Origin of the sequence: Haloterrigena gelatinilytica, from assembly GCF_013342145.1 — an archaeon.
Classification (GTDB): Archaea; Halobacteriota; Halobacteria; order Halobacteriales; family Natrialbaceae; genus Haloterrigena; species Haloterrigena gelatinilytica.
This window is the reverse complement of sequence record NZ_JABUQZ010000001.1, coordinates 462,905-489,732: the sequence shown is the minus strand read 5'-3', so window position 1 is coordinate 489,732 and position 26,828 is coordinate 462,905. Positions and strand designations below refer to the sequence as shown.

The following is a 26,828-nucleotide window of genomic DNA, read 5'->3' as shown; positions in this document are numbered from 1 at the left end:
GATCAACCTTTTACCGAGGGACGGTGCGCTGTGCGGCAGCTATGCCGCCGCCAGCGCGCCAGACCGCAGAGTAAAAGGTTGTTAGTCGTCCGCCGGCAGCTGCTGCCCGCCGATATCGGGACGGGAGACGTCGCGGTCGGTCTCCTCGCCCTCGATGTCGTAGGGGTACTCGCCGGTGACACAGCCCAGACAGAGGTCGAGGCGCTCCTTCCCGAGGACGTCGGCGACGGCGTCGGTCGAGAGGTAGGCGAGACTGTCTGCCTGAATTTCGTTGCGAATTTCGGCGGTGGACTTGTCGGAAGCGATCAGTTCCTCGCGGGTGGCCATGTCGATCCCCATGTAACAGGGGGCGACGATCGCCGGGGCGCCGATGCGGACGTGGACCTCCTCGGCGCCGCAGTCCTTGAGCAGTTGGACCAGTTGCGTGGAGGTCGTCCCGCGGACGATCGAGTCGTCGATGACCGTGACGGTCTTGCCCTCGATCGTCGATTTGATCGGGTTGAGCTTCAGCCGCACCGCGCGTTCGCGCTCGTCCTGGGTCGGCATGATGAACGTCCGGCCGACGTAGCGGTTCTTCATCAGTCCCTCGGCGAACTCGACGCCGTCGTCTTCGGCGTCTCGAGGCTCGCCGTCGGCGGTCGTCTCGCTCGCGGCGTCGGCGTAGCCCGAGGCGAAGGCCCGTCCGGAGTCGGGAACCGGCATCACGACGTCGGTCTCGACGCCGCTTTCCTCCCAGAGCTTGCGGCCGAGGTTTCGGCGGGCCTCGTAGACCAGCGTTTCGTCGATGACGCTGTCGGGGCGGGCGAAGTAGACGTGTTCGAAGAAGCAGTGGGCCGTGTTCTCCTCCTCGACCAGCTGGTAGGAGTCGAAGCCCTGGCCGTCGTCCTGTAGAACGACGAGTTCGCCCGGTCGCACGTCGCGGACGAGTTCGCCGTCTAACGTGTCGATCGCCGCCGATTCCGAGGCGAGGATGTAGCCGTCCTCGAGTTCGCCGATACAGAGCGGCCGGTTCCCCTGCGGGTCGCGCACCCCGAGGATAGTGTCGTCGTGGCTGATCGTCAGCGAGTACGAGCCGTGAATGCGTTGCATCGTGTGCTTGACCGCGCGAACGAGATCCTCCTCGAGTAAGTTGCGCGCGAGGTCGTGGGCGATGACCTCGGTGTCGCCGTCGCTGGTGAAGGCGTGGCCCGCGGCGGCGAGTTCGTCGCGGATCTCGTCGGCGTTGACGAGGTTCCCGTTGTGGGAAAGCCCCAGCGAACCGCTCTTGAAGGAGACGGAGAACGGCTGGGCACACGAGGAATCGACCGAGCCGGCCGTCGGATACCGGACGTGGCCGATCCCCGCTGCCCCGTTGAGCGTGTCGAGGTCGTCCTCGCCGAAGGCGTCGCCCACGAGGCCCATCTCGACGTGGCTGTGCTGCTGGAAGCCGTCGTGGGTGACGATTCCGGCAGACTCCTGGCCGCGGTGCTGGAGCGCGTAGAGCGCGTAGTACAACGGCCGCGCCGCGTCTCGACCGTCGAGTGAGACGCCGACGACGCCGCACTTTTCGGTCATCCCTGTTCGCCGGGGAGTCTCGCCCCGCCCATCAGTCATGGTCGTCCGTAGGGGGCCCAGTCGATAAAAATCCCCGTGTTTGTGCCTCATCAGCTCCCGTCGCGGCAAAAATGTAGGCACGATCGTGCACACTTCTCGCGGAACGACGCGACGGCGACGTCTCATCGCGAGCCCGACCCGCGGCGGTGGCCGAAAGCCGATCGTCAGCGACGGCGTTTTCGACCGAGCGATACGATCTGCCGATCCGCGATCGCGGTAGCCACCACGAACGTGAGGGGGGTTCGCGGTCGCCGGACGATCGGTAGCCTCGTCGGGGTCCTCGAGTCGTGTGAGGGGCGACCGATAAATCACGGCAATTTTGCTATTGCATCGGAGAACACTGTTCAATGAACCGACCGAACGCGATCGACGTGGCTCGATCGCCGGCGGTGGCGTTCCCGCTCGCTGCCGCCGTCGCCGTCGCGACGTGGGTTCTCGCCTCGGGATCGGCGGCGACGATGCTCTCGATCACGCTCTTCTGTATCGTCCTCTGGGTCCTGACGCCGGTCCCGCCGTCGTACACGGGGCTGATCGCGCTCGGGCTGATCGCCGTCGCCGTCTCGACGGAACTCGCGCTCGCCGGATTCCAGAAGCCGGCGACGTGGCTCATCGGCTTCGGGTTACTGATGGGCGAGGCGACGCGCCAGAGCGGGCTCGCGAACGGCGTCGGTCGGTGGATCGCGACCAGGAGCATCGGCGATGCGGCCGACGGCGACTCGCTCCGAGCGTACCGTCGCCTGTTGCTCGCGCTCTCGATCGGCGCCCACGCGCTTGCCTTCCTCGTGCCGTCGGCGCTGGTCCGCATCCTCGCGCTCGCGCCCGTCCTCCGGGAACTCGGCTCCCTGTTCGACTCCCGCCGGGCGCAGGTCGGCCTCTATCTCGGCCCGCTGTTCGCCACGTTCTACGGCTCGGCGGGGATTCTGACCGCGGACCTGCCGAACATCATCATCTCCGGGTTCGGGGAGTCGATCGCCGGCCACACCATCTCCTGGTCCGAGTGGTCGCTCCACATGTACCCCGTCATGGGACTTCTCCGCGTGCTGCTGGTCGTCGGCATCGTCTACGCACTCTTCCGGCCCGCGGCCGACTCGAGTTTCGAACTGCCCGGAGACGAGCGGACGGCCGACGGCGGAGCCCAGCGACGGATGCTCGCGTTCCTGCTCGTCGGGACGCTGATCTGGGCGACGGACTTCGTCCACGGCTTCCACCCGGTGGTCGGTGCGGTCGCCGTCGTCATCCTGGCGTACCTGCCCTCCCTCGGCGTCGCCGACTTCGAGACCGTCGGGAGCGACGTCGACTTCACGATCCTCTTTTTCATCGCCGCGGTGTTCGCGATCGGCGACGGACTGACCCGAACCGGGTTCACCGACAGTGCGGCGACCCGGCTACTCGCGTTCGTCCCCTCCGACGGACCGCTCGCGGTCGTTCTCGCCGCCGTCTTCTGCATCACGTTCGCGCTGACCTTCCTGATGGAGGGGGTGGCCGTCGCGAGCGTGCTGACGCCGATCCTGATCCCGTACATCGACGCGGCGGGGCTCCCGTTCACGCCCGTCTTGCTCGCGGAAACGATGGCGCTGAGTTCGTACTTCTTCCCCTACCAGTCGGCGGTCCTCATCGTCATTCTGAACGAGGGCGACGTCCGGACGCGGGAGTTGATCGTCGCCACGGTCGCCTGCTCGGTCGCGACGATCCTGCTCTTGCTTCCCGTTCAGTTCGGTCTCTTCAGCCTCTTCTACTAGGGTTGTCGACGAGGGTCGGCGAATCGCGCGCGTCGCGGCTCGCCGATTCGGACCGTCGAGACGACTCGAGGCACAGTGTTCAAGACGGTTGCCTCGAATCCGACGAGTATGCGACTCGAGGAGTACTGGGGCGTCGGGCCGAAGACGCGGGCGACGCTGGTCGAGGAACTGGGACGGGACCGCGCGATCGAGGCGATCGAGAGCGGCGACGTGCGGGCGCTCGCGGACGCCGGCCTCGCTCGCGGCCGGGCGACGCGGATCCTGCGCCGAGCGACGGGCGGTGGCGGGATGGACGTGCTGGCGACGAGCGACGCCCGATCGGCGTATAAGGAACTGCTGGATCTGGCGGTCGAACACGCCGTCACGCAGCGCGCGGCCGACCGGATTCGCGTGCTGACGCCGCTGACCGAGCGCGGGGCCATGGAGGATCGATTGGACGACGTCCTCGCGGCTCGGGACGCCTGGGCGGCGCTCGAGACGGACGACCGCGAAGCCGTGCTCGCGGCCTACGAGCGCTACGACGAGCGCGCGGGGAGCGAGCGCGCCGCCGTCGAGGCCGCGCTCGCCCTGCTCGAGGCCGGCGTGGACTCGGGCCCGTTCGCCGCCGTCGCGGATCTCGAGCGGGACCGACTCGCGGAGGCCGCCGAGGCGCTCGCGGCGCTGGACGGCGACCGCGGGCGAGTGCGCGAGGGCGCCGACGAGGAACTCGACCGCCTGCGGGAGGCGCTCGGCGCGGTCGAGGACATGGACGCCAACGCCCTCGAGTTGATCGAGGAGTTGCGGTCGGACGGGGTTCGCGACGTCGGCCGGTTCCGCGAGGCCTTCGAGGACCACCTGCTGACCGAGACGGCGGTGACCGTCGACCGGGTTCGCGACGCGATGCCGACGGACGCGACCGACGCGACGGACTTCGTCGGCGCCACGCTGCGAACCCTCCGGAGCGACCTCACCGACGCGATCGACGAGCGCGAGGAGACCGTCGCGAGCGAACTCGAGGCGACCCTCGAGGAGACGGACGACGCCGTCGAGCGGGCCGTCTCCGCCGTCGACGACATCGCCCTGCACCTCTCGTTGGCCCGGTTCGCCCTCGAGTACGACTGTACCCGGCCGACGTTCGTCGAGAGCCCGGACGCGGCCGTCTCCGTCGTCGACGCCCGAAACCTCACCCTCGCCGCCGTGGACGACGAGTCCGTCCAGCCGGTCACCTACGCGCTCGGCGACCACGGCGTGACCGCGGTGCCGGCGGGCGTAAACGCGGTTCCCGGCGAGGAGCGCGTCTCCGTGCTCACCGGGGCCAACAGCGGCGGGAAGACGACGCTGCTCGAGACGCTGTGTCAGGTCGTCCTGCTGGCGATGATGGGGCTGCCCGTCCCCGCCGAGCGGGCGGAGGTGACGCCGGTCGACTCGCTGGTCTTCCACCGTCGTCACGCGAGTTTCAACGCGGGCGTCCTCGAGTCGACGCTGCGCTCGATCGTGCCGCCGCTGTCGGCCGGCGGACGCACTCTAATGTTGGTCGACGAGTTCGAGGCGATCACCGAACCCGGCAGCGCGGCCGACCTCCTGCACGGGTTGGTGACGCTCTCCGTCGACCGCGACGCGCTGGGCGTCTTCGTCACCCACCTCGCGGACGACTTAGAGCCGCTGCCGCCGGAGGCGCGGGTCGACGGCATCTTCGCGGAGGGGCTGAACCCCGACCTCGAGTTGCTGGTCGACTACCAGCCCCGGTTCGATACGGTCGGGCGGTCGACGCCGGAGTTCATCGTCTCGCGACTCGTCGCGAACGCCGACGAGCGCGGCGAACGCGCGGGCTTCGAGACGCTCGCCGAGGCGGTCGGCAACGACGTCGTCCAGCGGACGCTGGCCGACGCCCGCTGGACGGAGACGGGGACCGACTAGCGGTCCTCGTCCGGATTCCGGCCCTCGTTTCGTTCCCATCCGTCCCGCCCGTCCTCGTCGAACCACTCGTTGGGCGACGACGCGTAGTCGACGGTGTCGGTATCCGACGCGCCGTACGTGTAGACCGCGCCGTCCTCGTCCTCGCAGATCCGGGCCTCGAGGTAGGTACGGGCCGCGCGCCACGAGAGGACGCCCATCTCGACGACGTCGGCGAGCGTCGTCTTCGTCGCGCGAAACCACGTCCGCACCCGGCGGTCCGCGGCGTCGTTTTCGACGGCGACGATCGCGCCGCGACCCCCGTCGCGTCCGTCGGGCCACTCGAGCCAGCAGACGCGGTAGGCCGTGACGCGGTAGTCCCCGCCGGGTTCGACGACGTACAGCGCCTCGTAGCAGCAGGGATCGAGGTACTCGATCAGGAGTCGGTCGCGGTCGATCGCCGCCGCGAGCAGGTCGCCGTCGACGTCGCCGTCGCCCAGCGGGGTCTCCGCGCTGATCCGGTCGGCGAGGGTGACGTCCTCGCCGCCCCAGTGGCTGTACCGGAGGTCGTACCGCCGGTCCGGTCGCCGGTAGGCGACGAGCGCTCTATGCCCCATCGGCCTCCGGGAGCCCGCGCGGCGAGTTGCTGTCTGTGCGCCTCGAGCGACGGGGCGGGTGAAGCAGGGATTCCATCGCCGATGCTGGTCGCCCGTCCGTACTTGAACCTGCGGCTCGACTCGAGACGACTCGACGGAAGAAGCGAACGAGCGGACGGGTTCGATCCCCGGGTCGTCACTCCGGCCGAAACTCGAAGCTCCCCCGTTTGCGGACGTCCAACTCCGCGCACTTCGGACACCGTTCGTGCGCCGTCTCGAAGACGGCCCCGCACGATGGACACTGGTACTCGACACCGTCGTCGGTGGGTATCGTCCGCTCGAGTCGCTCGAGAAATCCCAGAGGCGACGGGCGTAGGAACCTGGTGGGAGTTAGCGCCGTGCATGCACACGCTACGTCGCACGGCGACGCCGTTCGCGACCGCGACGGATCGGGAGCCCTCGAGCACAACACCGAAATCCCCCCGGATCGTAGCGAACGGTCCCGAATGGACGCAGCCTACGACGCAGTCCTCTTCGACAACGACGGCGTGCTGACGACGCCGACCGATCGCGAGGTGCTCATCGACGCGATGCACGACGCCTTCGCGGCCGTCGGCGTCGTCGACCCGCCGTCCGAGCACGTCCGGACCGTAATGGGGCCGAGCGTCGACTCGCTGCGCGAGGTCGCCGACACCCACGACGTCGATCCCCACGAACTCTGGACGGCCCGCGAACACGCCGCCGTCGCGGCCCAACTCGAGGAGATCGAGGCCGGCCGGAAACGTCTCTACGACGATATCGACGCGATCCGCGACCTCGAGGTCGCGACGGCGATCGTCAGCAACAACCAACACGAGACGATCGGTAACATCGTCTCCCACTTCGAACTCGACTGGTTCGACGTCTGGTACGGCCGCGAGCCGACGGTGAAGGGGATCGATCGCAAGAAGCCGACGCCGTACTACCTCGAACTCGCGCTCGAGGAACTCGACGCCGACGACGCGCTGTTCGTCGGCGACAGCTGGGTCGACGTCGAGGCGGCCGACGCCGCCGGCATCGACGCCGCCTTCCTCCGGCGCGATCACGTCGAGGGCGTGGGGCTCCCGCGAGAGCCGACCGTCGAAATCGAGAGCCTCGAGGCTATTCCCGAGTTACTGTAACCGATCGCGGATGTTTTCAGCCGCTCATCGGACGAGTTCCGACGACAGCGTGGAGATCAACCGGCAACGGAGTCCGTCGTCGCCCGATAGGCCGAACCGGCGACCGTGAGGAGTCCGAGTCCCAGTACCGCGTACTGGAGAGACCACGCTGTTGTCTCCAACAGGAGCGAGCCGACGACCACGAGCCCCATCCCGACGACGAATAGCGGAGCCCATTCGTTCCCTCGCGTGTCCATACGTCTAACCTTCGCACAACTGTTAAAAGACTAACTATCGGACAGCGATCTGCTCGCGATGCCGGGCGCGAGAGCCGACCGAACTTCTGAACACCGGCCCCGTATTACTGATCCCATCACGTGGCGGCGATTCGACTCTCCGCCCGGTCCTTGATAGCCGCGTTCATCGCCGCGAACCCCCTTTCGAGGGACTCCCGGTCGAACAGCAGCGGAACGAGCGCGCCGCGGAACGTCTCGCGGTGGAGCAGCCGCGTCCGTTCGCCGTCGGCCACGGGCTCGAGGCGGACCTCGTGGTAGCCGTCGAACGCGAAGGGAACGACCAACCGGCCGACCCACGCGAGGCGGTGATTCTCCTCGACGACGACGACCTCGGGCTCGAACGTCACCGCGCGAGCGTCCGGCGGAGCGATCCGCACACGCAACCGTTCGCCCTTCGCTGGCGTCCCCTCGATGGCGCGAACGAACGGGTTCCACTCCGGATAGCTGTCGAACTCGAGGAGGACGTCCCAGACGACGTCGGGCGGTGCGTCGATCTCCTCGAACAGTTCGATCTCCTCGAAGACGTCGAATTCGGTCATGCGAAGATGTGGCGCGCCGACGCGCTATGCCCCTGTCGCCGTCGCTGGCCGGGTCGATCTCGTCGTCCCGTTCCGTCGCGCGGAGTTCGACGACCCGTGCCTCGCGTTCGACTCAGGACGGACCATTTCCCGAAATCGGCGACGCTGGAGCCGTTAGCACCGGTCGCCTGAGACGACGAGTCCGTTTCAGCCGGACTCACTCGAGGTCGAAGCGATCGAGCGTCATCACCTTCTTCCAGGCGTCTACGAAGTCACGGACGAACTCTTCCTCGCCGTCGTCGGCGCCGTAGGCGTCCGCGAGCGCTCGAAGCCGAGCGTTCGAGCCGAAGACGAGGTCGAAGCGGGTGGCTTCCCACTCGACGTCGCCGGTGTCGCGGTCGCGGATTTCGAAGTATTCCCTGTCCTCCGAGACCGGCTCCCAGTCGTAGTCCATGGCGAGCAGGTTCGCGAAGAAATCGTTCGTCAGGACGCCGGGTTCGTCGGTAAAGGCGCTGCGACCGGACTCCCCGTAGGTCGCACCCAGCGAACGCATGCCACCGGCCAGCACCGTCATCTCGGGTACCGACAGGGTCAGGAGGTGCGCGTGGTCTACCAGCCGCGCCTCCGGCGAGTCGTACAGGTCGTCGTACTCGCCGCCGAGATAGTTCCGGAAGCCCTCGGCCTTCGGCTCGAGCGCTTCGAAGGATTCGACGTCGGTCTGCTCCTGTGAGGCGTCCGTGCGGCCCGGGTCGAACGGGATGTCCACGTCGTAGCCGGCCTCGGCCGCTGCCTGCTCGACGGCCGCGTTGCCCCCTAGCACGATGAGGTCGGCCAGCGAGACCGTCACGTCGTCGGAGCGGGTGCGGTTGAACTCGCCCCGAATCTCCTCGTAGGTCAACAGGACCGTCTCCAGTTCCTCGGGCTCGTTGACCTCCCAGCTCTTCTGGGGTTCGAGGCGGATCCGTGCGCCGTTCGCGCCGCCGCGCTTGTCGCTGTCGCGGTAGGTCGACGCCGACGCCCACGCCGTCTTGACCAGTTGCGGGACGGAGAGCTCCGAATCGAGGATTGCCGCCTCGAGTTCGTCGATCTCCTCCTCGCCGACCAGTTCGTAGTCGGCGTCGGGGACGGGATCCTGCCAGATCATCGTCTCGTCGGGGACCTCCGGCCCGAGGTACCGCTCGGGCGGTCCCATGTCGCGGTGGAGGAGCTTGAACCACGCCTTCGCGAACGATTCCCGGAACTCGTTGGGGTTCTCCCGGAAGCGTTCCAAGACCTCCCGGTAGTCGGGGTCGTGCTTCAGGGCGACGTCCGTCGTCAGCATCATCGGTAGCTGGGTGTCCGACTCGTCCTGGGCGTCCGGCGCGGGCTCGACCTCGTCTTCGTCTTTCGCCCGCCACTGCCACGCGTCGCCGGGCCCCTTGTGGGGCTCCCACTCGTACTCGAGCAGGTTGTCGACGTAGCCCGTGTCCCACTGGATCGGCGTGGCGTTCCACGGCCCCTCGATACCGCTCGTGATGACGTCGAGCCCGCCGATCTTGTCCTCGCTGCCTTCGTGTTGCCAGCCGAGGCCCTGCAGATCGACGGGGGCCGCCTCGGGCTCGGGGCCGAGGTTCTCGTCGGGATCGTCGGCGCCGTGGACCTTCCCGAAGGTGTGACCTCCGGCGATGAGCGCCACGGTCTCCTCGTCGGTCATCGCCATGCGAGAGAACTCCTCGCGGATGTTCTTCGCGGAGCCCTCGAGGTCCGGTTCGCCGTACGGACCCTCGGGGTTGACGTAGATGAGCCCCATCACGGTGTTCGCGAGCGGGTCCTTGAGGTCGCCGACCTCCTCCTCGCGGAAGCGCTCGGGCGAGGTCGTCTCCCACTCCGTCTCGGGACCCCACTCGACGGCCTCGTTGGACTTGTACCCGTCCTCGCGGCCGCCGGCGAAGCCGTACGTCTCGAAGCCCATCGACTCGAGGGCGACGTTCCCGGCGAGGACCATCAGATCGGCCCACGAGAGCTTCCGTCCGTACTTCAGCTTGACCGGCTGGAGCAGCCGGCGGGCCTTGTCGAGGTTGACGTTGTCCGGCCAACTGCTCTCCGGCGGGAGGCGCTGGAGGCCGCCGGACGCGCCGGCCCGACCGTCGAGCGTCCGATACGTCCCCGCGCTGTGCCACGCCATCCGGATAAACAGCGGCCCGTAGTGACCGTAGTCGGCCGGCCACCAGTCCTGCGAGGTCGTCATCACCTCCTCGATGTCCGCTTTCACCGCCTCGTAATCGAGTTGCCGGAACGCCTCCGCGTAGTCGAAGTCCTCGCCGTACGGACTGGCGTCCACGGCGTTATCGTCGAGGATGTCGACTCTCAGCAGATCCGGCCACCAGTCTTGGTTGGACCAAGTCACGACTAACAGAACCGAATCTACCCCCTTAATACTATTTCCTACATTACATTTTGAATTTCTTCGTTACGTTTCAATTTAGCCCGAACCAACGATCGGCATGGAGACGAGAACTTCTTCTGAGACGTACTAACGGCGGAAACGGGACGTTCCCGGGACCGAACAGTCGGGTTCAGTGCCCGTTCGCGGTCGAGTCGGCCGACCCCGAATCGTTGAAGGCGCGCGGTACGAACACGTGCCTATGGAACGAACGGGGACGATCCTCCGGGGTCGCGAGTTCGAACCGGTCGAGGGTCGCGTCGTGATCGGCGACGACGGTCGGATCGAGGCGATCGAGGAGACGTCGGTCGAGAGCGACGACATCATCCTGCCGGCGTTCGTCAACGCCCACACGCACATCGGCGACTCGATCGCGAAGGAAGCGGGCGGCGGGCTCTCCCTCGAGGAACTCGTCGCGCCGCCGGACGGGCTGAAACACCGCTTGTTGCGACGGGCCTCCCAGGAGGAACTCGCCGCTGCAATGCGTCGCTCGCTGCAGTTCATGCAGGAGTCGGGCACCGCGTCCTGCCTCGAGTTCCGCGAGGGCGGCGTCGAGGGCGTCGAGACGCTCGAACGGGCCGCCGACGGCCTCGAGATCGAGCCGATCGCCTTCGGTCGCGGCTCGATCGACGCGATGCACGCGGGCGACGGGTTCGGCGCGAGCGGCGCTAACGACGCCAACTTCGACGCCGAACGCGAGGCGACCCGCGAGGCGGGCAAACCCTTCGGGATCCACGCCGGCGAGGTCGACGAAACCGACATCGATCCCGCACTGGACCTCGAACCGGAGTTTCTGGTCCACATGGTCCACCCCGAGCCGGACCACCTGGACCGCGTCGCCGAGCAGGAGGTCCCGATCGTCGTCTGTCCGCGGTCGAACCTCGTGACCGACGTCGGGCTGTCGCCGTATACGGAGCTGAGCGAGCGGACGACGCTCGCGCTCGGCACGGACAACGTGATGCTCAACTCGCCGTCGATGTTCCGGGAGATGGAGTTCCTCGCCAAGCTGTCGGAGCTGTCGGCTACCGAAATCCTCCGGATGGCCACGATCAACGGCGCCGAGATCGCCGACCTCGAGTACGGGCTCGTCGAACCGGGCAGGGAGGCCCGGCTGCTGGTCCTCGACGGCGACTCGCACAACCTCGCGGGGGCGCGAGACCCGGTCCGGGCCGTGGTTCGACGGGCCGGCGTCGACGACGTCCGCGAGGTCGTCTTCGGTTCCGCGAGCGTCTGATTCGTTCGCTCGTCGTTTCTCGCGCCGTCGTCGCCAGGGGCTATCAACCCGAGTGACCGTCCGGCTGGATCACGGCAACGCTATTATACTGGTTCGTTGTATGTTAGCATAGGCCGCATGTACGATTGCATCCTCGTTCCGACCGACGGCTCGCCGGAGGTGGAACACGCTCTCGAGTACGCGTTCGATTTGGCCCGGAGTCACGACGCCACGGTGCGAGCGATCTACGTCGTCGACGTCGCGGGCTACGGAAACCTCCCGATGGAAGCCGCGCTGGAGGGGGTCGGCGGCGCCCTTCGCGAGGACGGGGAGCAAGCCGTCAGTCGGGCCGAGGAACTCGCGCCGGCGGACGTCGACGTCGAGACGGCGGTGCTCGAGGGGTCGCCGAGTCGCGTCATCGTCGACCAGGCCCAGCCGGAGGAGTGCGACCTCGTCGTCATGGGAACGCACGGCCGGGCCGGCATCGACCGACTCCTGCTCGGCAGCGTCACCGAACGCGTCGTTCGCCGCGCGCCGGTACCGGTGTTGGCGGTCCAGGTCGGTTCGACCGACGACGGGACCCCCCGGGATCGGAACCGCGTCGCCGTCGAGTAAGTCGCCCGTTCTCAGACCGGCCGTAAGTGTTCGCAGTCGCCCGCCGAGACCGTCTCCTGCCCGTCGTCCGTCTCGATCACGAGCGCTCCCGAGTCGGTGATGTCGACCGCCTCGCCGACGACCTCGCCCGCGGGCCGATCGACCCTGACGCGCTGGCCCAGCGTCAGCGCCAGGTCGCGCCACGCGGGCACGACGGTCTCGAGGTCGCTCCGGTAGCCGTCGAACTCCTCGAGCAGCCGCTGGACGAACCGTCGGCGGTCGACGTCGCCCGCCTCGTCGCGGACGCTCGTCGCCCCCTCCGGCAGCGCGTCGGCGTCTACGTTGGCGTTGACGCCGATGCCAGGAACGATCCAGTCGACGCGGTCCGTCTCGCCTTCCATCTCGGTGAGGATGCCCGCGAGTTTCCGGTAGTCGCCGTCGTCCCCGACCGGGACGACCACGTCGTTCGGCCACTTGATTCGGGCGTCGACGCCGGCCTCGCGGGCCGCTCGAGCGGTGGCGACCGCGGCCGCGAGCGTGTACAGCGGCGCCCGCGCGGGCGTAATCGTCGGCCGCGAGACGATGCTCACCCAGACGCCGCCCGAGGGCGACGACCACTCGCGCTCGAGTCGGCCGCGGCTGCCGGTCTGCTCGTCGGCCAGCACGGCCACGTCGGCGGCGCCCTCCGCGGCGAGTTCGCGCGCGCGGTCGTTGGTGCTCCCGATCGTCTCGTGGTACTCGACCGAAAACGGCGCCTCGAGGCCGAACTCGACGGCCGGCCCGTTGTACGCCTCGACGGCGACCAGTTCGTAACCGGTCGGTCCGCTCTCGATCTCGAAGCCGGCGTCGCGGAGGCCGTCGATCTGTTTCCAGACGGCCGCCCGCGAGACGTCCAGCGACTCGGCCAGCTCCGGCCCCGAGACCGGCCCGTCGGACAGCGCCTCGAGGATCGCGCGTCGCGTTTCGTTCATGGACGCGAGAGGGGCGCGCTCGTACTTCAATCGGCGGGATCGTCGCCGAACGACGGAACGGAACCGTTCGGTCTGCTGGCCGATCCGTAGGCTTTTATCGGCGGTTCACGAAGTCCCGAATGAGCGTGTAATACGCTAGCACAACCCATGAAACTCGGACGCCGCTGCACCACCTGTGGACGCCGAATCGAGGAGCGCGAACTCGTGCACTGCGAGACGTGCGGTCAGGAGGTCCACGAGCCGTGCGAGGAGTACCGAACGAGCTTCGAGTGCGATCGATGCGGTGACGAGTTGGCGATCGGCGCGGTGGAGTTCTGACCGCAATTTTTCGGCCCACAACGGCTACAGCGACTGCTCGGCGATGATGTTCTTCCGGATCTCGCTCGACCCCCTCCTCGAGGGCCGCCTGCACGACGCCGATCGTCCTGTTCCGGGGTAGGGTGGGAGAACAGACCGCGATTCTCGAGGCCGACGGTCGTCAACTCATCGGCTACCGAGGTGATGGATCCGAATTCCTTGCCGACCGACGAAAGAGACCCCTGCAAGGGACTGCGAAAGGGAACAGTACCACGACCGTGAACGTTGAAAGGTGATGAGCCGAGGCCAGGACGAGAACCGCGTCGTCGAAGTCGAGTTTCGCGTCGACGACCCGTCGTATCCGTTCGTCGACGTGTCGCGGACGGCGGACTGCCGGCTCGATCTCGAGGTGCTCTTTCCCCATTCGGACGGCGGGTTCGTCGAATACTTCACCGCTGAGGGCGCTCCGGCGAATCGGATACTGGACCCGATCGACGATACCGTGGCGGTCGACGCGGATCTCGTCGCCCGCCACCACGACGGCGGGCGAGTGCGGCTTCACGTTCGCGACGACTGCGTCGCGATCACCGTCGCCGAGTGCGGCGCGATTCCGCGGACCGTCGAGGCCGACGGCGGCGACGGACGGGTCGTCGCAGAGGTCGCCTCGAGGTCGGACGCCGACGAACTCGTCGATCGGTTCGAAGAGGAGCACCCGACCGTGACCGTCGACGACCGTCGCAGGCGGTGCCGATCGACGCCGCTCTTTACGCGTCACGACTTCACCCAGTCGATCGTCGAGACGCTCACCGACAGACAGCGGGAGGTGTTCCTGACGGCCTACATGAACGGCTTCTACGACTGGCCGCGGAAGCGCGAGGCCAGCGAACTCGCCGCCAAACTAGAAATCTCGCCGGCCACCTTCTCGCAGCACCTCCGGACCGCCGAAGGGAAGATCTTCAGTTCGCTCCTCGATACCGACGACGAGGACGTGTTCATCGAGTGAGTCGAAACGGGGAGTGTCCCGCCTACTCCCGAAGTTCGCGGAGCTTCTCGCGGCCCGGCGCGATCAGTTCGTCGAGGTAGCTCGCCAGCGTCCCCTTCGCGTCGGCGGGGTGGAGTTCCCCGGACTCGAGGTCCGCGGCCAGCGACTCGTAGGTCTCGTAGGTCAGGTCGCCGCCGTACTTCTCGGGGCGCTCGACGACGATCTCCTCGAAGCGCGGGAAGACGTGGTACTCGAACAGTTCGAGGACGGGATTCTCGCGCTCGTTGCCGTCCTCGTCGGGCTCCGGATCGCGGGTCGGCGGACAGTACGCCGAGTTGACCTTCTCTTCGAGGTCCTCGGTCGAGTCTTCCATCGAGATGGTGATGCCCTCGCTCGAGGACATCTTCCCCTCGCCGCTGGTGAGGTCGGCGACGATGGGGGTGTGGAGGGCGGGTCGAACCTCGTAGTCGACCTCGGGCAGCTTCTCGCGGGCGAGCATGTGGACCTTGCGCTGGTCGAGCCCGCCGACGGCCAGATCGAGATCGAGGTACTCGATGTCGAGCGTCTGCATCAGCGGGTAGACGAGGTGGCTCACCTTGGCCGTCTCGTCGCCCTGTATCTCCGCCATCGCGCGCTGGGCCCGGTTCATCGTCGTCGAGAGCTCGAGCTCGTGGAGGTCGAGCGTGTACTCCTCGTCGAGCTGGAACTCGGAGCCGTAGACGAACTCGGTGTTGTCCTCGTCGAGCCCGTAGGCGACGAACTGGGCCTTCATCTGCTCGGCGGTCTCGCGGATCTCCTCGAAGGTGCCCTTCCCGTTGAGGTAGGCGTGGACGTCGGCCAGCAGGACGACGACCTCCATGCCGGCCTCCTGGAGGTCGATGAGCTTGTTCGCCGTCAGCAGGTGGCCGAGGTGGAGCACGCCGGAGGGCTCGTAGCCGACGTAGGCGCGCTTGCCGTCGGGATCGTCCGCGAGTTCGCGCACCTCCTCGTCGGTCACGACCTCCTCGGCGTTCCGGGTGATCAGGTCGTAGGTATCCATTGCTGTCTGAGTGGAATCAGCGGACGGATTTATGCTTTCTTGAACAGTGGTAGTATACCGGACGATCTCAGGGCGGCGTCGGGACCGTCTCGATCCGATTCGACCGTTCCCGCGAGCGTCGACTCTCACACACCCTCGAACTCGTCGCTCCGAGGACGAGACGGCCCCAATCGCCGGCAGAAGACGACGGTTACTCCGACGAGTCCCGAATCACGACGGTGCCGTCCTGTCGAACGGTGATTCGGTATCCCTGGTAGGAAAACTCGAGTTTCGCGTCGGCGTCGGCTTCGGGCGGCGACTCGAAGAGGTCGGCGACCAGATCGTCGGTCCGATCGTAGATCGGTGCGAGCTCCATCGCGTCGGTTCCATCGACGTCGGCGACGATCTCGACGAGCCCGATCGCCGGGGCGTCTCGCGAGGTGTCGAGGGTTCGGCGCGTGACGACGTCGTCGTCGGACGGATCGATCGACCCGGGCATCGGTCCTACCGTTGGCGAGAATATCCCTAATCGTTTTACCGGCTGTGGCAGGCCCGACCGCGAACGCTGCCGTCCCGAATACACTTCCCGCTGGCTCGCGTACTCCGCCCGATCACATGACGTACAGAGAGGACGCCGTCAACGCCCTGCGACGGAGTCTCCTGCCCCAACTCCACTACCTGTTTGCGGGGACGTTCGGCGGCTACGCCATCAGCCACACCACGGCCGACGAGTACGTGCTGACGGCCCACTGCTCGGAGGCCCGCCTCGAGTCGATCCTCGACGAACTCGGCTTCTCGCGCAACCCGATCGCGTCGCTGAAGGTCCGGCTGGACGGCAACACGTCGGAGGGCTCGTGGGTCTGGCGCCCCTCGCCGCTGGCCGACGACCAGTTGCACGTCGTCCTCCACGCGCTCGAGGACGCCGAGAAGGTCGACGTCTACGCCCACTGGGAGCTCTCCTGGATCCGGCACCCCTACAGACACTACGTCGCACGGGGGTACGACGCCGAGATGGGCGTCGCGATGGCCCGGAAGTGGCTCGTGGACTACGAACGGCGGTGTCTCAACGGCTCCGACGGGATCGAGTACGAGATCGACGACTCGCTGTCCCGGGCGGCCAGCGAGTACCTCTCGCTGTCGTACTACCGCGTCGAGGAACGCATCGCCGAACTGAAGTCGCGACTTCCCGGCGTCGACGCCGAGCGGAGCTACGTGATCGACCGCGAAGACGCTCGTGACGCCGTCTCACCGCTGATTACGGACCGATTCTGAGTCTCGGATACGAACGGCCCCGTCTCGAGTCGACCGCTACAGCTCGCCCGATCGAATCCGGTCCTCGGCCTCCTCGAGGGCCCCCTCGCGGTCGAATTCCTCGACGATCGCCTCGAGTTCCGATTCATCGGCGTCGGCCAGCTCCCGGGCGTGTGCGGTCACGTTCGGCACGGCGCGGATGATGTTGTCGACGATCGGCACGTCGGCGACCTGGGGGGACCGCGAGAGCGGGTTGAGGTCGATCACGATCTCGGTCTTGCCCATCTCGTCCAAGGCCTCGGCGCGGTCGCCGTCCTCGAGGGGGACGAGTACGACGTCGGCCGCGTAGATACCGTCCTCGTCGACCTTCGCGCGCTGGTGGTCCAGGTTCGGGATGCGCGCGTCGGCTTCGAGGCCCTTCACGTCCTCGGCGCCGTGCTCGCGGAGGTGGTCGGCGATCGCCCGAATGCGCTCCTCGGTCCGGTTGAAGAGGTTGACCTCGAGGTCGGCCCCGGTCGCGTCGGCGAGTTCGGCCATCTCGCCGGGGACGAGCGCGGCGACGTTGCCGTTGATCGAGAGTACGGGCCGATCGGCAAGCAGCAGGTGGGCCGCGGCGGCGCGTTCGGCCGCGTCGGCGCTGGGGATCGTCTCCTCGCCGAGCAGGTAGTCGAAGGCGCTGCCCCGACCCTCGGCGTGCATCCCCTGCAGGTGGGTGATGCCCTTCTCGACGCCCTTCTCGATACGGTGGCGGGTGAGCAGGTCCTGGTATCGCGGATGGTCCTCCGGGATCTCCTCCTCGTGGTCGACCTCCGCGGAGACGGTGTCGTAGTCTGTCACGGTCGGTCACTGGATTCGGTTGATAAAAAACGGTCCGATCCGCCGACTCCTCGCGGCCCGATCGAACCGCGGGAGATCTCGAGCGGAGCACTGCCGTCCGCGGCTCCGATCGCGATCGACGTCGAGCGAAATCGGCGAAAGCGAGCGTCGGTCAGCGAGCGGGTCGGTTCGGGTCGGCGCGGTCAGCGGGTCACTCCGTGAAGGTGATCCAGCCGTCGGGCGCGTGGGCCTTCACGTCGTTCATCGCCTCGCGAGCCTCGGTGCGGTTCTCGTAGGTCCGGGTGCTCTCGGCCATCGTCGTCCCGTACTCGTCGATCAGCTGCCAGACCCAGCCGTCGCCGCCCTCGGCGGTGTGGAGTTCGAAGGAGACGCCGTCGATCTCGAGGATGCTCGCCTCGGCGATCAGTTCGCGGACGTCCTCGAGGGCCGCGCGGGCGGCCTCGGTCGACGCGTGCGCCTCGGTGCCGCTCGCGATGGTGTGGCCGTCCTCGTCGATGAGCCGCCACTGCCAGCGGTCGTCCTCGTCGGCGACCAGTTCGAACGAGGCGACGTCGAAGTCGACGCGGCCGGCCATCGGCGCCAGCTGGCGCACGGCTTCGATATCGTCGAGCACGGCGGCCTTGGACGTCCCCGCGCCGACCGCGCTCGCGATCACCTCGCGCTCGCGGTCGACGAGTTCCCACGACCAGCCGTCGTCGCGGTCCAGCCGGATCGCGGCGTCCTCGATGGCGAAGATGGGCGCGTCGGCGACGTGGGTCTGCAGCGCTTCGACGCCGCCGACGGCGCCGTCGCGGTCGTCGTAGGTGACCGTCGAGTCGGCGACCTCCTCGCGGTCGCGGTCGAGCAGCCGCCAGTGCCAGCCGCCGCTGTCGTAGAGCTGGACGGCGACCTCGCCGATCGCGTGCGTGCGAGCCGACGCGGCCGACTCGCGGACGTCGTCCAGATCCGCGACGAGTTCGTCGCGGGTGGCGTGGGTCTCCCCGGCCTCCGCGACGGTCTCGCCCGTCGGGAGGACGAAGCGCCACTGCCAGTCCTCGTCCGCGTAGGGCTGGAAGATCGCGTCGTCCATCGTCCGGACGTCCGAATCGAGGTGCTCGAGCAGGCGGTTCATCGCCTGGCGGGCGGCGCCGCGGGTGGGGTGGGTCGCGGGATCTTCGGCGACGAGCTTGCCGGCCTCGTCGATGAGCCGCCAGCCCCACTCGTCGTCCTCGTCGACGAACAGTTCGAAGGCGGCGGTCTCGATCTCGAGCAGTTCCGCCTCGGGGGCCTGTTCCTTGAGCGTCATCATCGCTTCGGCGGCCTCGCCGCGGGAGGTGTGCTCCTCGCCGCTGTCGGCCAGCACGTTTCCGTCCTCGTCGATGAGCCGCCAGCGCCACTCGCTGTCGTCGGCCTCGTAGACCTGGAACGCGGCGTGTTCGAACTCGATGAGATCGGCCTCGCTGGCCTGCTGGCGAACGCGCTCGATGGCCTCGGTCGCCGACTCGGCGTCGGGGTGGGGCTCGGTGCTCGCGGCGACGACGTCGCGGTCCTCCGTGACGAGCCGCCAGTTCCAGTCGGGACCGGTCGGCGTCTGGTCCGCCCCCTCGTCGAACTCGAGTTCGGTGCCGCCGTCGGCCATCGCCTCGTCGACCGCCGCCGGGAGATCGTCCCCGTCGTCCTCGGCGGCCGATGGTTCGTTCTCCGCGGGGTAGATCTCGTACTCCGCGTCGTCGATCTCGACGACGTCGGCGTCGCGGACGTGGTCGCCGAACCGATCGGCGCCCGCTTCGACGGCCCCGCGGGCCGTCGTCTCGGTCGGACTCCGGGCGACGACGTGTTCGGACTCGTCGACGAGCCGCCAGCGCCACTGCGAGCCCGACTCGTAGCACTCGTAGGTCGGCTCCCCGGCGACCGTGACGGCGGCCGACTCGAGCGCGGGGAGCAGCGCTTCGGCGGCCGCCTCGGCGTCCCGGCGGGAGTCGTAGTCGTCCGAGGCGGTGGCGACGACCTCGTCGGCGTCGTCGACGAACCGCCACGTCCAGTTACCGGCGCGCTCGACGAGCTCGACGCCGACGTGCTCGACGTCGAGCAGCCGCGCCCGATCGAACCGCTCGGCGAACGTCCGGGCCGCCTCCTCGGCGGCCTCCTGCGTTCGGTGGCCGGTGTCGGTCGAGGCCAGCGGCGTCCGCTCGTCGTCGACCAGTTGCCAGTACCACCGGTCGCGCCGTTCTTCGTAGGTGAACGCCGCGCCCTCGATCTCGATGACGTCGGCCTCCGGACCGCGGTCCTTGAGGAAGCTGACCGAGTTCTCGGCGCCGTCGCGCTGTTCGAACTCGCCGGTGCTGGCGCCGACGACGCTGCCGTCGTCGCGGGCCAGCGTCCACTGCCAGGTGCCGTCGCGGTCCTCGTAGAGGCGGAACGCGGAGGTCGTCAGCTCCATCAGCCCCGCGGAGCTGATTTGGGACTGAACGCGCTCGATGCTCTCGGTCGCCTCCGGTCGCGTGACCGCGCTGTCGTTGCTCGCCGCCAGCGCCTCGAGGTGGAGCACGCGCCACTGCCAGTCGCCGTCCTCGTCGCGGAAGACGGCGAACTGGGCGCCCTCCATCGCGTCGCCGGTCATGATCTCCGGATCGTCGGTCGCGCCCTCCTCCTCGACGAACATCCCCTTCTGTCCCGTCAGAATGGGAACGAGAGCGGTGACGCCCGCGATCAGTCCGATTCCGAGCGTGTAAACGGAGATGACCTGAACGCTGTAGTCGGTTCCCAGATCCCGCCAGTTGTTGGGGTAGGCCCAGCCGAAAAAGACGACGCCACCGAGTGCGACCAGCAGTCCGAGCGCGCTCGCGTAGATCCCGATCCTGCGCACCGGGAGCATCAAGACGATGCCGAACAGACAGAGCGCCAGCCCCGTCGCCGCGGTGACGCCGGAGATCCTGATCAGGGTGTACGAGCCCGCGCTGCCGGCGTAGCCGACGACGTAGGTGAAAATGCCGGCCGCCCCGAGCAGGTAGCCCACGATGAACACCCAGTAGCCGTAGACGTCCTTGCTCGAGTCGGGTTCACCGACGTAGTGTTCGTACAGCCGAAACAAGTTTTGGTGAATTTCACTCGGTGAAGACATTCGGAAACTTGAACAGATAACTGAAACCCATCATAATAAAGCTCCGGCCACTAAACTGATGACTGACACATAACTCAAAAAATATGTTTGACTCGTTCGAAAACCGTCTCAGAACCACACTCAAAGCTCTAATTCGTATGCTCAGCATTCAAATATACTGAAAGTTAGCTTATTTTTCTCTGCCCTAGAAAGAGAATGAAAGAATGTTCGCGGGGAGCAACGAGAGGAGTTCAATTCGAGTTGTTGCCGTCGCAAACCGGTGGCTCGCCGAATAGAAGTCCGTTATCTGACAGGAACGGCTGATATGTAACGGGCGGCGGTTACTTCAGCATCGCGCCCGCCGGATGGGTCGCACAGACGGTCGGCTCGTAGCCCGCGTCGGAGAGCCCCGTGCCGAACGCGAAGACGGTTTCGCCGAGCATCGCCATCGAGGCCTGGCCGTCGACCTCCGTGACGTCGCCGATCGTCCGCGCGACCTGCTCGGTCAACAGCTCCGCCTCGCGGGCGAACAGCCGCGAGGCGTACATAAAGGAGAGCAGCGTCGGCTCCTCGACGACCCGCGACAGCGCCTGCTTGCCGGCCGCCGAGAGCCGGTCGGTCTCGCCCGAGAGGACGTCGGCCGTCGAGAGTTCCCCGAACGTCACGTACTCGACGCGCGCCCGTGCGGGGATCGCGTCCAGCTCGTTCACCTGCGGCCCGCCCGGCTCGAGTCGAATCGGGACGCCGCCGCGGGCCTGGGCGACCACGTCGCCCAGCCCCGTCCCGGCCTGCACTTCCGCCCCGTGGGCGATCGTCACGAGTTCGTTCCAGGAGAGGTCGCGTTCGAACACGCGGTTGGCCGCCAGCGCCGTCCCCAGCGCCATCGCCCCCGAGACGCCGAAGCCCGCACCCAGCGGCAGGTCCGACTCGGCCTCGACGCGGGCCGTAACCGCGAGCGTCTCGAGGACGGTCTCGACGGCGTCGATCTCGAGTGTCCTCCCGTCGAGGACGATCGTCGACGCCGCCTCGTCGGTCGGTTCGACCGTTACCTCGACGCCGTCCGTAAGCGTCACTCCCGCGCCGCGAGAGCCCGCCTCGGTCGGATCGTCGTCTGGGTGAGCGCTGAAAAAGCCCGTGATGTGCCCCGGTACGAACGCCGTCGCCTCCTCGCGCATTGCCCCCCGATTACGACTCGGGCGACATAACGTTGTAGATTCGGTCATTTCCGCGGCCCCGCTCGGATCCGGTACCTCGGCCACTCGACGGCGGACCCCGTCGCACCGCTCGCGCGTTCGCCGTCGAACTGCCCCTCGACCGGCGGTCGCCCGTTCTCGAGAGCGACCCGTCCCGCTATCGCGTCGCGTCTCGGACTCGAACGCGTCGAGTAGCGGCCACTCTAATACACTAGCCTCGCCATTTTATGTTTTATCCTAGAAGTTAGAATTAAATATGTAATCTAAAAATGTACTGGATGGATTATGTCGAATACCACCACTCCGGAACGATCGGAATCGACCGATGATCAGACCGCCACGAGTCGACGAACGCTGCTGCAGGCGGCCGGAACGACGGTCGTCGGCGGCGCCGGGCTGGCCGCCGTGTCCGGTTCGGCGTCGGCACAGGTCCTCAGCCCCGACGTCATCGAAGTCGACGACGGTCTGCTCGGTTGGAGCGCCGACGGCAGCCTCCCGGTCACGGACGAACTGCTCGTGTTCATCCACGGCTGGTTCGGCGACACCACCGTCTCGAGTCAGGCCTCGAGCGTCGAGAGTTCCCTCGTGTCGGGCGGCTATTCGCCCGACGAGACGGTCGCTATCGAGTGGCCCGCGACCAACTTCAACTTCCTCGGCGCGGAAGCCGACACAGAGGACGTCGGCGAGGTCACGGCCGGCCTCATCGAGGAGTTCTACGATAGCGGCGGCGGCAACGTCCGACTGGTCGGCCACTCGCTGGGCGGTCGCTGCGTCCTCTGGGCCGCGACCAAACTCGGCAGCGGCTACCAGATCGAGACCGTCGCGCCGCTGGGCGCGGCCGCCGACGGATCGGAAGTCTGTGGCAGTCCGTGGAACGCCGGTCTGGACAACGCCTGCGAGGTCCGCAACTACCACTCGAACAACGACTCGACGGTCGGCAGCGCCTACGGCGGTTTCGGTGACACGGCCCTCGGGACCGAGGGAGCCGGCTGCGATCCCGCTCCGAACTACACGGACGTCGACGTCACCCTCAGCGTCGGCAGCCACCTCTCGTATCTGGGCGACTCGATGGTCGGTAACGACCTCGCCGACGCTATCAACAGCGGTTCCTGTGACGACAACACCGACGGCGACGACGACGGAGACGACGGCTGGGGCTGGTTCTAACGTTCCGGCACCCGCCGTGAACTGTAATTACGAGTATCCGTATCGTTCTTTCGCGGCGTACCGCCGTTCCCGTCTCGGTAGCACGCTCGTTTCCGATCCGATAGCGATGCGACTACCGGGTTACGGTAGCCGCATACGGCGAGAAATGCCGGCGATGCCGCGTGAACACCGTTGGACCCGCGCTGCACGTCCAACGAGCCCCGCTCGACAGTTGCGCCGTCGCCTTACGGCGACAGGGGCTGGCGGTCCGACGAGACTCGCTACGCTCACGGGTCATCGCTCCCCGTTCGCTACTCGAGGCCTTCCTTCGGTCAGCCTCGCACCGCTCGTCTCGCCGGCTCCAACCGTCTTCGTCCTCTGGGTTCAGACGTTGGCGATCTCGCGGGAACAGCGAGAGACGCACTCCGTTCGCCTCTCTGGCTCTCCCTCGCCGGTCAGTGGCGAGCCCGATTACGGGCTCAGCCGCTGACGGTCTCGCGGGAACAGCACGGCTTCTCGGATGTTGTCCAGTCCGAGAAGCGTCATGATCAGGCGCTCGCCGCCGAGGCCGAAGCCGGCGTGGGGCGGCATGCCGTACTTGAACATCTTCGTGTAGTACTCGAACTGGTCGGGGTCGAGACCCTGCTGTTCGAAGCCTTCGATGAGTTTCTCGTGGCGGTGCTCGCGCTGGCCGCCCGAGACCAGTTCCATGCGCGGGTGCATCAGGTCGAAGCCGGTCGACAGTTCGGGGTCGTCGTCGTGGTCCTTGATGTAGAACGGCTTGATCTCGCTGGGCCAGTCGGTGATGAAGTAGTGGCCGCCGACGTCCCGTCCGAGGGCCTCCTCGGCCGGCGTCGAGAGGTCGTCGCCCCAGACGAGCTGCTCGTCGAGTTCGCCCGTCGCGTTGATGCGCTCGATGGCCTCCTCGTAGCTGATGCGCGGGAAGTCGCCCTCGGGGACCTCGAACTCCTCGGCGATGCCGATCGCCTCGAGTTCGTCGCCGAAGTTCTCCCGGACCGCCTCGTAGGCGGCCTTGACGACGCCTTCGGCGACGTCCATGGCGTCCTGGTGGTCGCAGAACGCGCCCTCGAAGTCGATCGAGGTCGCCTCGTTGAGGTGTCGCGGCGTGTTGTGCTCCTCGGCGCGGAAGATCGGCCCGATCTCGAAGACGCGCTCGACGTTCGAGCCCGCGATGAGCTGCTTGAACAGCTGCGGGGACTGGTTCATGAAGGCCTCCTCGCCGAAGTAGGTGATCGGGAAGAGCTCGGTGCCGCCCTCGGTCCCGGTGGCGACGATCTTCGGCGTGTTGATCTCCGTACAGTCGAACTCGCGGAATTGATCGCGAACCGCGTTCAGGACGCCCGAGCGGATCTCGAAGACGGACTGGACGTCCTCCTTGCGCAGGTCGAGCGTCCGGTTGTCGAGTCGCGTCGAGAGGTCGGCGTCGACCTTCCCCGACGGGTCAAGCGGCAGTTCGGGGTCAGCGGGCGCGACGACCTCGACCGATTCGGGCGTGACCTCGACGCCCGTCGGCGCGCGGGGCTCCTCCTCGACGGCGCCGGAGACTTTGACGACGCTCTCGCGGGAGGCGTCGAGTCCCGTCTCGACCAGGTCGTCGTCCATCTCGTCTTTCTCGAACTTGATCTGGATCTTGCCCGACGTGTCGCGGAGAATCAGGAAGGCGATCCCGCCGAGGTCGCGGATCTCGTGGACCCAGCCGGCGACGGTGACGTCGTCGCCCGGCTCGGCGTCAGCAGTGTAGGTTCGGTCCTGCATACACCTCGATTCCGGTCGCCGCAACTTAAGCGCAATCGTTCGCGGCCGTTCGGTTCGCGGGACGCTCACGCTGTCCGTTCGCTCGAGGGCGGGCCGTCGACGCCGCTCGAAGCGCGACCGAGCGGTTCCGGCCGCCCTCGAGTCGTGCGGTTGCAGTCGCTCGCACCACGACGAATTTTGACGATCCGTCCCGACCGTCCGGTATGGACGACCTCGAGTCACTCGCCGCGGACGTCCGGAGCGCAGACACCGTCGTCGCCTTCACCGGCGCGGGCATCTCCGCGCCCTCGGGCGTGCCGACGTTCCGGGGCGACGACGGCGTCTGGGAGAAGTTCGACGAAGGGCAGTTCACCTACGGTCGGTTCCAAAGCGATCCCGAGGGGTTCTGGGACGACCGCGTCGACCTCCAGCGGGAGCTGTTCGCCGAAGAGTACCGGCCGAACGCGGCTCACGAAGCGCTGTCCGCGATGGGACGGGACGGCCACCTCGAGGCGATCCTCACGCAGAACACCGACGGGTTACACGCGAAGGCGGCTGACGCGATCGCCGCGGGCTCGAGTGAAAACGGCGACGAGACCGGTGGCGATCGAACGGACGACGCCGACGAATCGAACGCCGAGACCGCAGCGGACGGCGCGACGCTCCTCGAGTTACACGGGAACGCCCGGCGCGTCCGCTGTACGGACTGCGGGCGGCGACGGGACGCCGACCCGATCTTCGACCGGGCCGCGGACGGCGAGTTGCCCCCGACCTGCGACTGCGGCGGCGTCTTCAAACCCGACGTCGTCCTCTTCGGCGAACGGCTTCCGGGCGCGGTCATCCAGCGCGCCCGGTCGCTGGCCCGCGAGAGCGACGTCTTCCTCGCCGTCGGCTCCTCGCTGGTCGTCGAGCCGGCCGCGTCGCTGCCCCGGCAGGCGGCGTCGACGGGAGCCACCGTCGGCATCGTCAACCTCGAGTCGACGCCGGTCGACGACGCGGCCGACGTGGTCCGTCGCGAGGACGTGACCGAGGTACTGCCGCGGCTCCGGGAACTCCTCGAGACGCCGTAACGGCGGTTCGAGCCGCTAGAAACGAGCGGGGAAGCGGAGAGTGACAGCAACGGCACGGGAGCGAGCGGTTCCCGAGTCGGCGTTCTAGACCGACTGACCGAACGACCCGACGAGGTCCCGGACGAGAAACGCCTCGCAGATAACCGGCGTCGTCGGCCGTCCGACGGAGTCGCTCGAGTCGATCGAGTGGCCCGTTTCGACGAAGTGCTCGAGCGCCGCTTGCGAGCGCTCGTCGTCGTCGGCGTCGGCTTCGGGGTCCGCGAACCAGTCGCAGTTGAGGCAGTACTTCATCGCGAACACGTCCGTTGTGGGTCGCGTTCCGGGTCGATCGTCACCTCGCCGTCGCTATCGACGGCGATCCGTTTCCCGTCGTAGGCGAAGGTCACGCGGCCGGCACGGGCGTCGTCAGTGCTCGTCGGTTCGAAGAGCGCATCCAACGCCGCGGGATCCACGCTGTGGAACAGCGGCGGCGACAGGTCCATCGGGTCGACGCCGTCGTGGGCGGCGACTTCGCGGACGACCCTGATCGACAGCGATTCGCCGCTGGAGGGGGAGGGTGACTGGGTTGCCATCATCAGTGTAAGGCCGTTGCAGTGGATAAGAATGACGGACACGTTCCTTTCGAGACACCAGCAGTAAAGATTCGTTCTGGCCGATCTCCACGCAATAAATGCGCGCTCGGAGCGCTCACTCCGATTCGGTCTTCGAGTCGATTTCCTCCGTTCCGAACTGGTCGAACGGCTGGTAGTAGTTCGACCGCAGAATCTCCGACCCGTGGATCTCGAGTCCCAGCGCGTCCAGCTCTTCGGTGACGGTTTCGATCTTCGACGCGTCCGTCGCGACGACCTCGACGTGGAGGTTTCTGGTCCCGGTCAGCAGTTCGCGAACGTTGACGACGCCCGGGATATCGATCGTCCGCTCGCAGATCGCCTTTCGGTCGGCGATCGGGGTCGTACAGATAAACAGGAGGTGGTGCGGGATCTCGGCGGCCTCGTAGTCGATCTCCGGGCGATAATCCTGCAAGACCCCCGTCTCTTTGAGTTCCCGGAGCCGATTGCTCACGGTGCTCGACGAGACCCCGATTCGGTCGCCGATCTCGTCGTGGGTGAGACGGGTCTGGCTCTCCTCTTGTAGCAGGTACAGAACGGCGCGGTCGGTCGGATCGAGGTTCACATTCGAGCGTACGGGCGCCCGACGAATGAGTTGCCGGGCAACGGTACTTCCAACTGAACAGTCGTACGTCCCGT

The 26,828-nt window shown here is 67.3% G+C and carries 24 protein-coding genes; 9 read left to right on the top strand and 15 right to left on the bottom strand.

The annotated features are described in order from the left end of the window. Nucleotides 1-81: 81 nt before the first annotated feature. Entirely contained in the window at nucleotides 82-1,554 is a 1,473-nt protein-coding gene (gene purF, locus HTZ84_RS02385) for an amidophosphoribosyltransferase (protein WP_174682518.1), read from the bottom strand. 386 nt (nucleotides 1,555-1,940) lie between these two features. On the opposite strand from purF, the gene HTZ84_RS02380 reads away from it, so the two are divergent. Further along, a complete protein-coding gene (locus HTZ84_RS02380; RefSeq protein WP_174679216.1) occupies nucleotides 1,941-3,332 on the top strand; it encodes an SLC13 family permease in 1,392 nt (463 codons plus the stop codon). Nucleotides 3,333-3,440: 108 nt separating this feature from the next. After that, nucleotides 3,441-5,228: a MutS-related protein gene (locus HTZ84_RS02375; protein WP_174679215.1), complete on the top strand. Its 1,788-nt coding sequence runs from the start codon at nucleotides 3,441-3,443 to the stop codon at nucleotides 5,226-5,228. On the opposite strand, the gene HTZ84_RS02370 is transcribed toward HTZ84_RS02375, so the two are convergent. After that, on the bottom strand, nucleotides 5,225-5,821 hold the full coding sequence (locus HTZ84_RS02370) for a DUF6735 family protein (RefSeq protein WP_174679214.1): 597 nt from the start codon (nucleotides 5,819-5,821) through the stop codon (nucleotides 5,225-5,227). The genes HTZ84_RS02375 and HTZ84_RS02370 overlap by 4 nt on opposite strands. Before the next feature lie 485 nt (nucleotides 5,822-6,306). Between HTZ84_RS02370 and HTZ84_RS02365 the strand changes: the two genes are divergently transcribed. After that, nucleotides 6,307-6,960, top strand: a complete 654-nt coding sequence (locus tag HTZ84_RS02365) for an HAD family hydrolase (RefSeq protein WP_174679213.1) — start codon at nucleotides 6,307-6,309, stop codon at nucleotides 6,958-6,960. 56 nt (nucleotides 6,961-7,016) lie between these two features. Here the strand turns inward: HTZ84_RS02365 and HTZ84_RS02360 are convergent, their stop codons facing one another. The 3 genes from HTZ84_RS02360 to katG form a co-directional block, all read right to left on the bottom strand. Next, a complete protein-coding gene (locus HTZ84_RS02360) occupies nucleotides 7,017-7,196 on the bottom strand; it encodes a hypothetical protein (RefSeq protein WP_174679212.1) in 180 nt (59 codons plus the stop codon). Between the two features lie 116 nt (nucleotides 7,197-7,312). Continuing rightward, the gene (locus HTZ84_RS02355; protein WP_174679211.1) at nucleotides 7,313-7,774 is read right to left on the bottom strand and encodes an SRPBCC domain-containing protein; all 462 of its coding nucleotides are present in this window, start codon (nucleotides 7,772-7,774) and stop codon (nucleotides 7,313-7,315) included. A gap of 196 nt (nucleotides 7,775-7,970) precedes the next feature. Further along, nucleotides 7,971-10,139: a catalase/peroxidase HPI gene (gene katG, locus HTZ84_RS02350; protein WP_174679210.1), complete on the bottom strand. Its 2,169-nt coding sequence runs from the start codon at nucleotides 10,137-10,139 to the stop codon at nucleotides 7,971-7,973. 238 nt (nucleotides 10,140-10,377) lie between these two features. Between katG and HTZ84_RS02345 the strand changes: the two genes are divergently transcribed. Both HTZ84_RS02345 and HTZ84_RS02340 read left to right on the top strand, forming a co-directional pair. Next, nucleotides 10,378-11,409, top strand: a complete 1,032-nt coding sequence (locus tag HTZ84_RS02345; RefSeq protein ID WP_174679209.1) for an amidohydrolase family protein — start codon at nucleotides 10,378-10,380, stop codon at nucleotides 11,407-11,409. 117 nt (nucleotides 11,410-11,526) lie between these two features. Beyond that, the gene (locus HTZ84_RS02340; protein WP_174679208.1) at nucleotides 11,527-12,003 is read left to right on the top strand and encodes a universal stress protein; all 477 of its coding nucleotides are present in this window, start codon (nucleotides 11,527-11,529) and stop codon (nucleotides 12,001-12,003) included. Between the two features lie 11 nt (nucleotides 12,004-12,014). Here HTZ84_RS02340 and HTZ84_RS02335 read toward each other — a convergent pair whose 3' ends face one another. Then, nucleotides 12,015-12,953 carry a biotin--[acetyl-CoA-carboxylase] ligase gene (locus tag HTZ84_RS02335; RefSeq protein ID WP_174679207.1) on the bottom strand — a complete coding sequence of 313 codons (939 nt, stop codon included), beginning with the start codon at nucleotides 12,951-12,953 and terminating at the stop codon, nucleotides 12,015-12,017. Between the two features lie 592 nt (nucleotides 12,954-13,545). Here HTZ84_RS02335 and HTZ84_RS02330 point away from each other — a divergent pair. Beyond that, nucleotides 13,546-14,253, top strand: coding sequence for a helix-turn-helix domain-containing protein (locus tag HTZ84_RS02330; RefSeq protein WP_174679206.1), 708 nt, complete (start codon nucleotides 13,546-13,548; stop codon nucleotides 14,251-14,253). A gap of 22 nt (nucleotides 14,254-14,275) precedes the next feature. On the opposite strand, the gene HTZ84_RS02325 is transcribed toward HTZ84_RS02330, so the two are convergent. Both HTZ84_RS02325 and HTZ84_RS02320 read right to left on the bottom strand, forming a co-directional pair. Next, nucleotides 14,276-15,271 carry a tyrosine--tRNA ligase gene (locus HTZ84_RS02325; protein WP_174679205.1) on the bottom strand — a complete coding sequence of 332 codons (996 nt, stop codon included), beginning with the start codon at nucleotides 15,269-15,271 and terminating at the stop codon, nucleotides 14,276-14,278. A gap of 190 nt (nucleotides 15,272-15,461) precedes the next feature. Then, nucleotides 15,462-15,749: a HalOD1 output domain-containing protein gene (locus tag HTZ84_RS02320; protein WP_174679204.1), complete on the bottom strand. Its 288-nt coding sequence runs from the start codon at nucleotides 15,747-15,749 to the stop codon at nucleotides 15,462-15,464. A 116-nt stretch (nucleotides 15,750-15,865) separates the two neighbouring features. On the opposite strand from HTZ84_RS02320, the gene HTZ84_RS02315 reads away from it, so the two are divergent. Continuing rightward, nucleotides 15,866-16,522, top strand: coding sequence for a hypothetical protein (locus HTZ84_RS02315; RefSeq protein ID WP_174679203.1), 657 nt, complete (start codon nucleotides 15,866-15,868; stop codon nucleotides 16,520-16,522). Between the two features lie 36 nt (nucleotides 16,523-16,558). On the opposite strand, the gene HTZ84_RS02310 is transcribed toward HTZ84_RS02315, so the two are convergent. The 3 genes from HTZ84_RS02310 to HTZ84_RS02300 form a co-directional block, all read right to left on the bottom strand. Continuing rightward, on the bottom strand, nucleotides 16,559-17,338 hold the full coding sequence (locus HTZ84_RS02310; protein ID WP_174679202.1) for a 4-phosphopantoate--beta-alanine ligase: 780 nt from the start codon (nucleotides 17,336-17,338) through the stop codon (nucleotides 16,559-16,561). Between the two features lie 190 nt (nucleotides 17,339-17,528). Further along, a complete protein-coding gene (locus HTZ84_RS02305) occupies nucleotides 17,529-20,438 on the bottom strand; it encodes a DUF1508 domain-containing protein (protein WP_174679201.1) in 2,910 nt (969 codons plus the stop codon). A gap of 320 nt (nucleotides 20,439-20,758) precedes the next feature. Continuing rightward, a complete protein-coding gene (locus HTZ84_RS02300; RefSeq protein ID WP_174679200.1) occupies nucleotides 20,759-21,592 on the bottom strand; it encodes a pantoate kinase in 834 nt (277 codons plus the stop codon). Nucleotides 21,593-21,895: 303 nt separating this feature from the next. On the opposite strand from HTZ84_RS02300, the gene HTZ84_RS02295 reads away from it, so the two are divergent. Then, the gene (locus tag HTZ84_RS02295) at nucleotides 21,896-22,777 is read left to right on the top strand and encodes a lipase family protein (protein WP_174679199.1); all 882 of its coding nucleotides are present in this window, start codon (nucleotides 21,896-21,898) and stop codon (nucleotides 22,775-22,777) included. A 450-nt stretch (nucleotides 22,778-23,227) separates the two neighbouring features. On the opposite strand, the gene aspS is transcribed toward HTZ84_RS02295, so the two are convergent. Further along, nucleotides 23,228-24,532 carry an aspartate--tRNA(Asn) ligase gene (gene aspS, locus HTZ84_RS02290; protein ID WP_174679198.1) on the bottom strand — a complete coding sequence of 435 codons (1,305 nt, stop codon included), beginning with the start codon at nucleotides 24,530-24,532 and terminating at the stop codon, nucleotides 23,228-23,230. A 203-nt stretch (nucleotides 24,533-24,735) separates the two neighbouring features. Between aspS and HTZ84_RS02285 the strand changes: the two genes are divergently transcribed. Then, a complete protein-coding gene (locus tag HTZ84_RS02285; RefSeq protein ID WP_174679197.1) occupies nucleotides 24,736-25,581 on the top strand; it encodes an SIR2 family NAD-dependent protein deacylase in 846 nt (281 codons plus the stop codon). Nucleotides 25,582-25,665: 84 nt separating this feature from the next. On the opposite strand, the gene HTZ84_RS02280 is transcribed toward HTZ84_RS02285, so the two are convergent. From HTZ84_RS02280 to HTZ84_RS02270, 3 genes are all read right to left on the bottom strand, one after another. Beyond that, a complete protein-coding gene (locus HTZ84_RS02280; RefSeq protein WP_174679196.1) occupies nucleotides 25,666-25,872 on the bottom strand; it encodes a hypothetical protein in 207 nt (68 codons plus the stop codon). Further along, nucleotides 25,869-26,153, bottom strand: a complete 285-nt coding sequence (locus tag HTZ84_RS02275; protein WP_254611697.1) for a HalOD1 output domain-containing protein — start codon at nucleotides 26,151-26,153, stop codon at nucleotides 25,869-25,871. The genes HTZ84_RS02280 and HTZ84_RS02275 overlap by 4 nt, the downstream gene beginning before the upstream one ends. A gap of 115 nt (nucleotides 26,154-26,268) precedes the next feature. Beyond that, nucleotides 26,269-26,754 carry an Lrp/AsnC family transcriptional regulator gene (locus tag HTZ84_RS02270; protein ID WP_174679194.1) on the bottom strand — a complete coding sequence of 162 codons (486 nt, stop codon included), beginning with the start codon at nucleotides 26,752-26,754 and terminating at the stop codon, nucleotides 26,269-26,271. Nucleotides 26,755-26,828 lie beyond the last annotated feature (74 nt).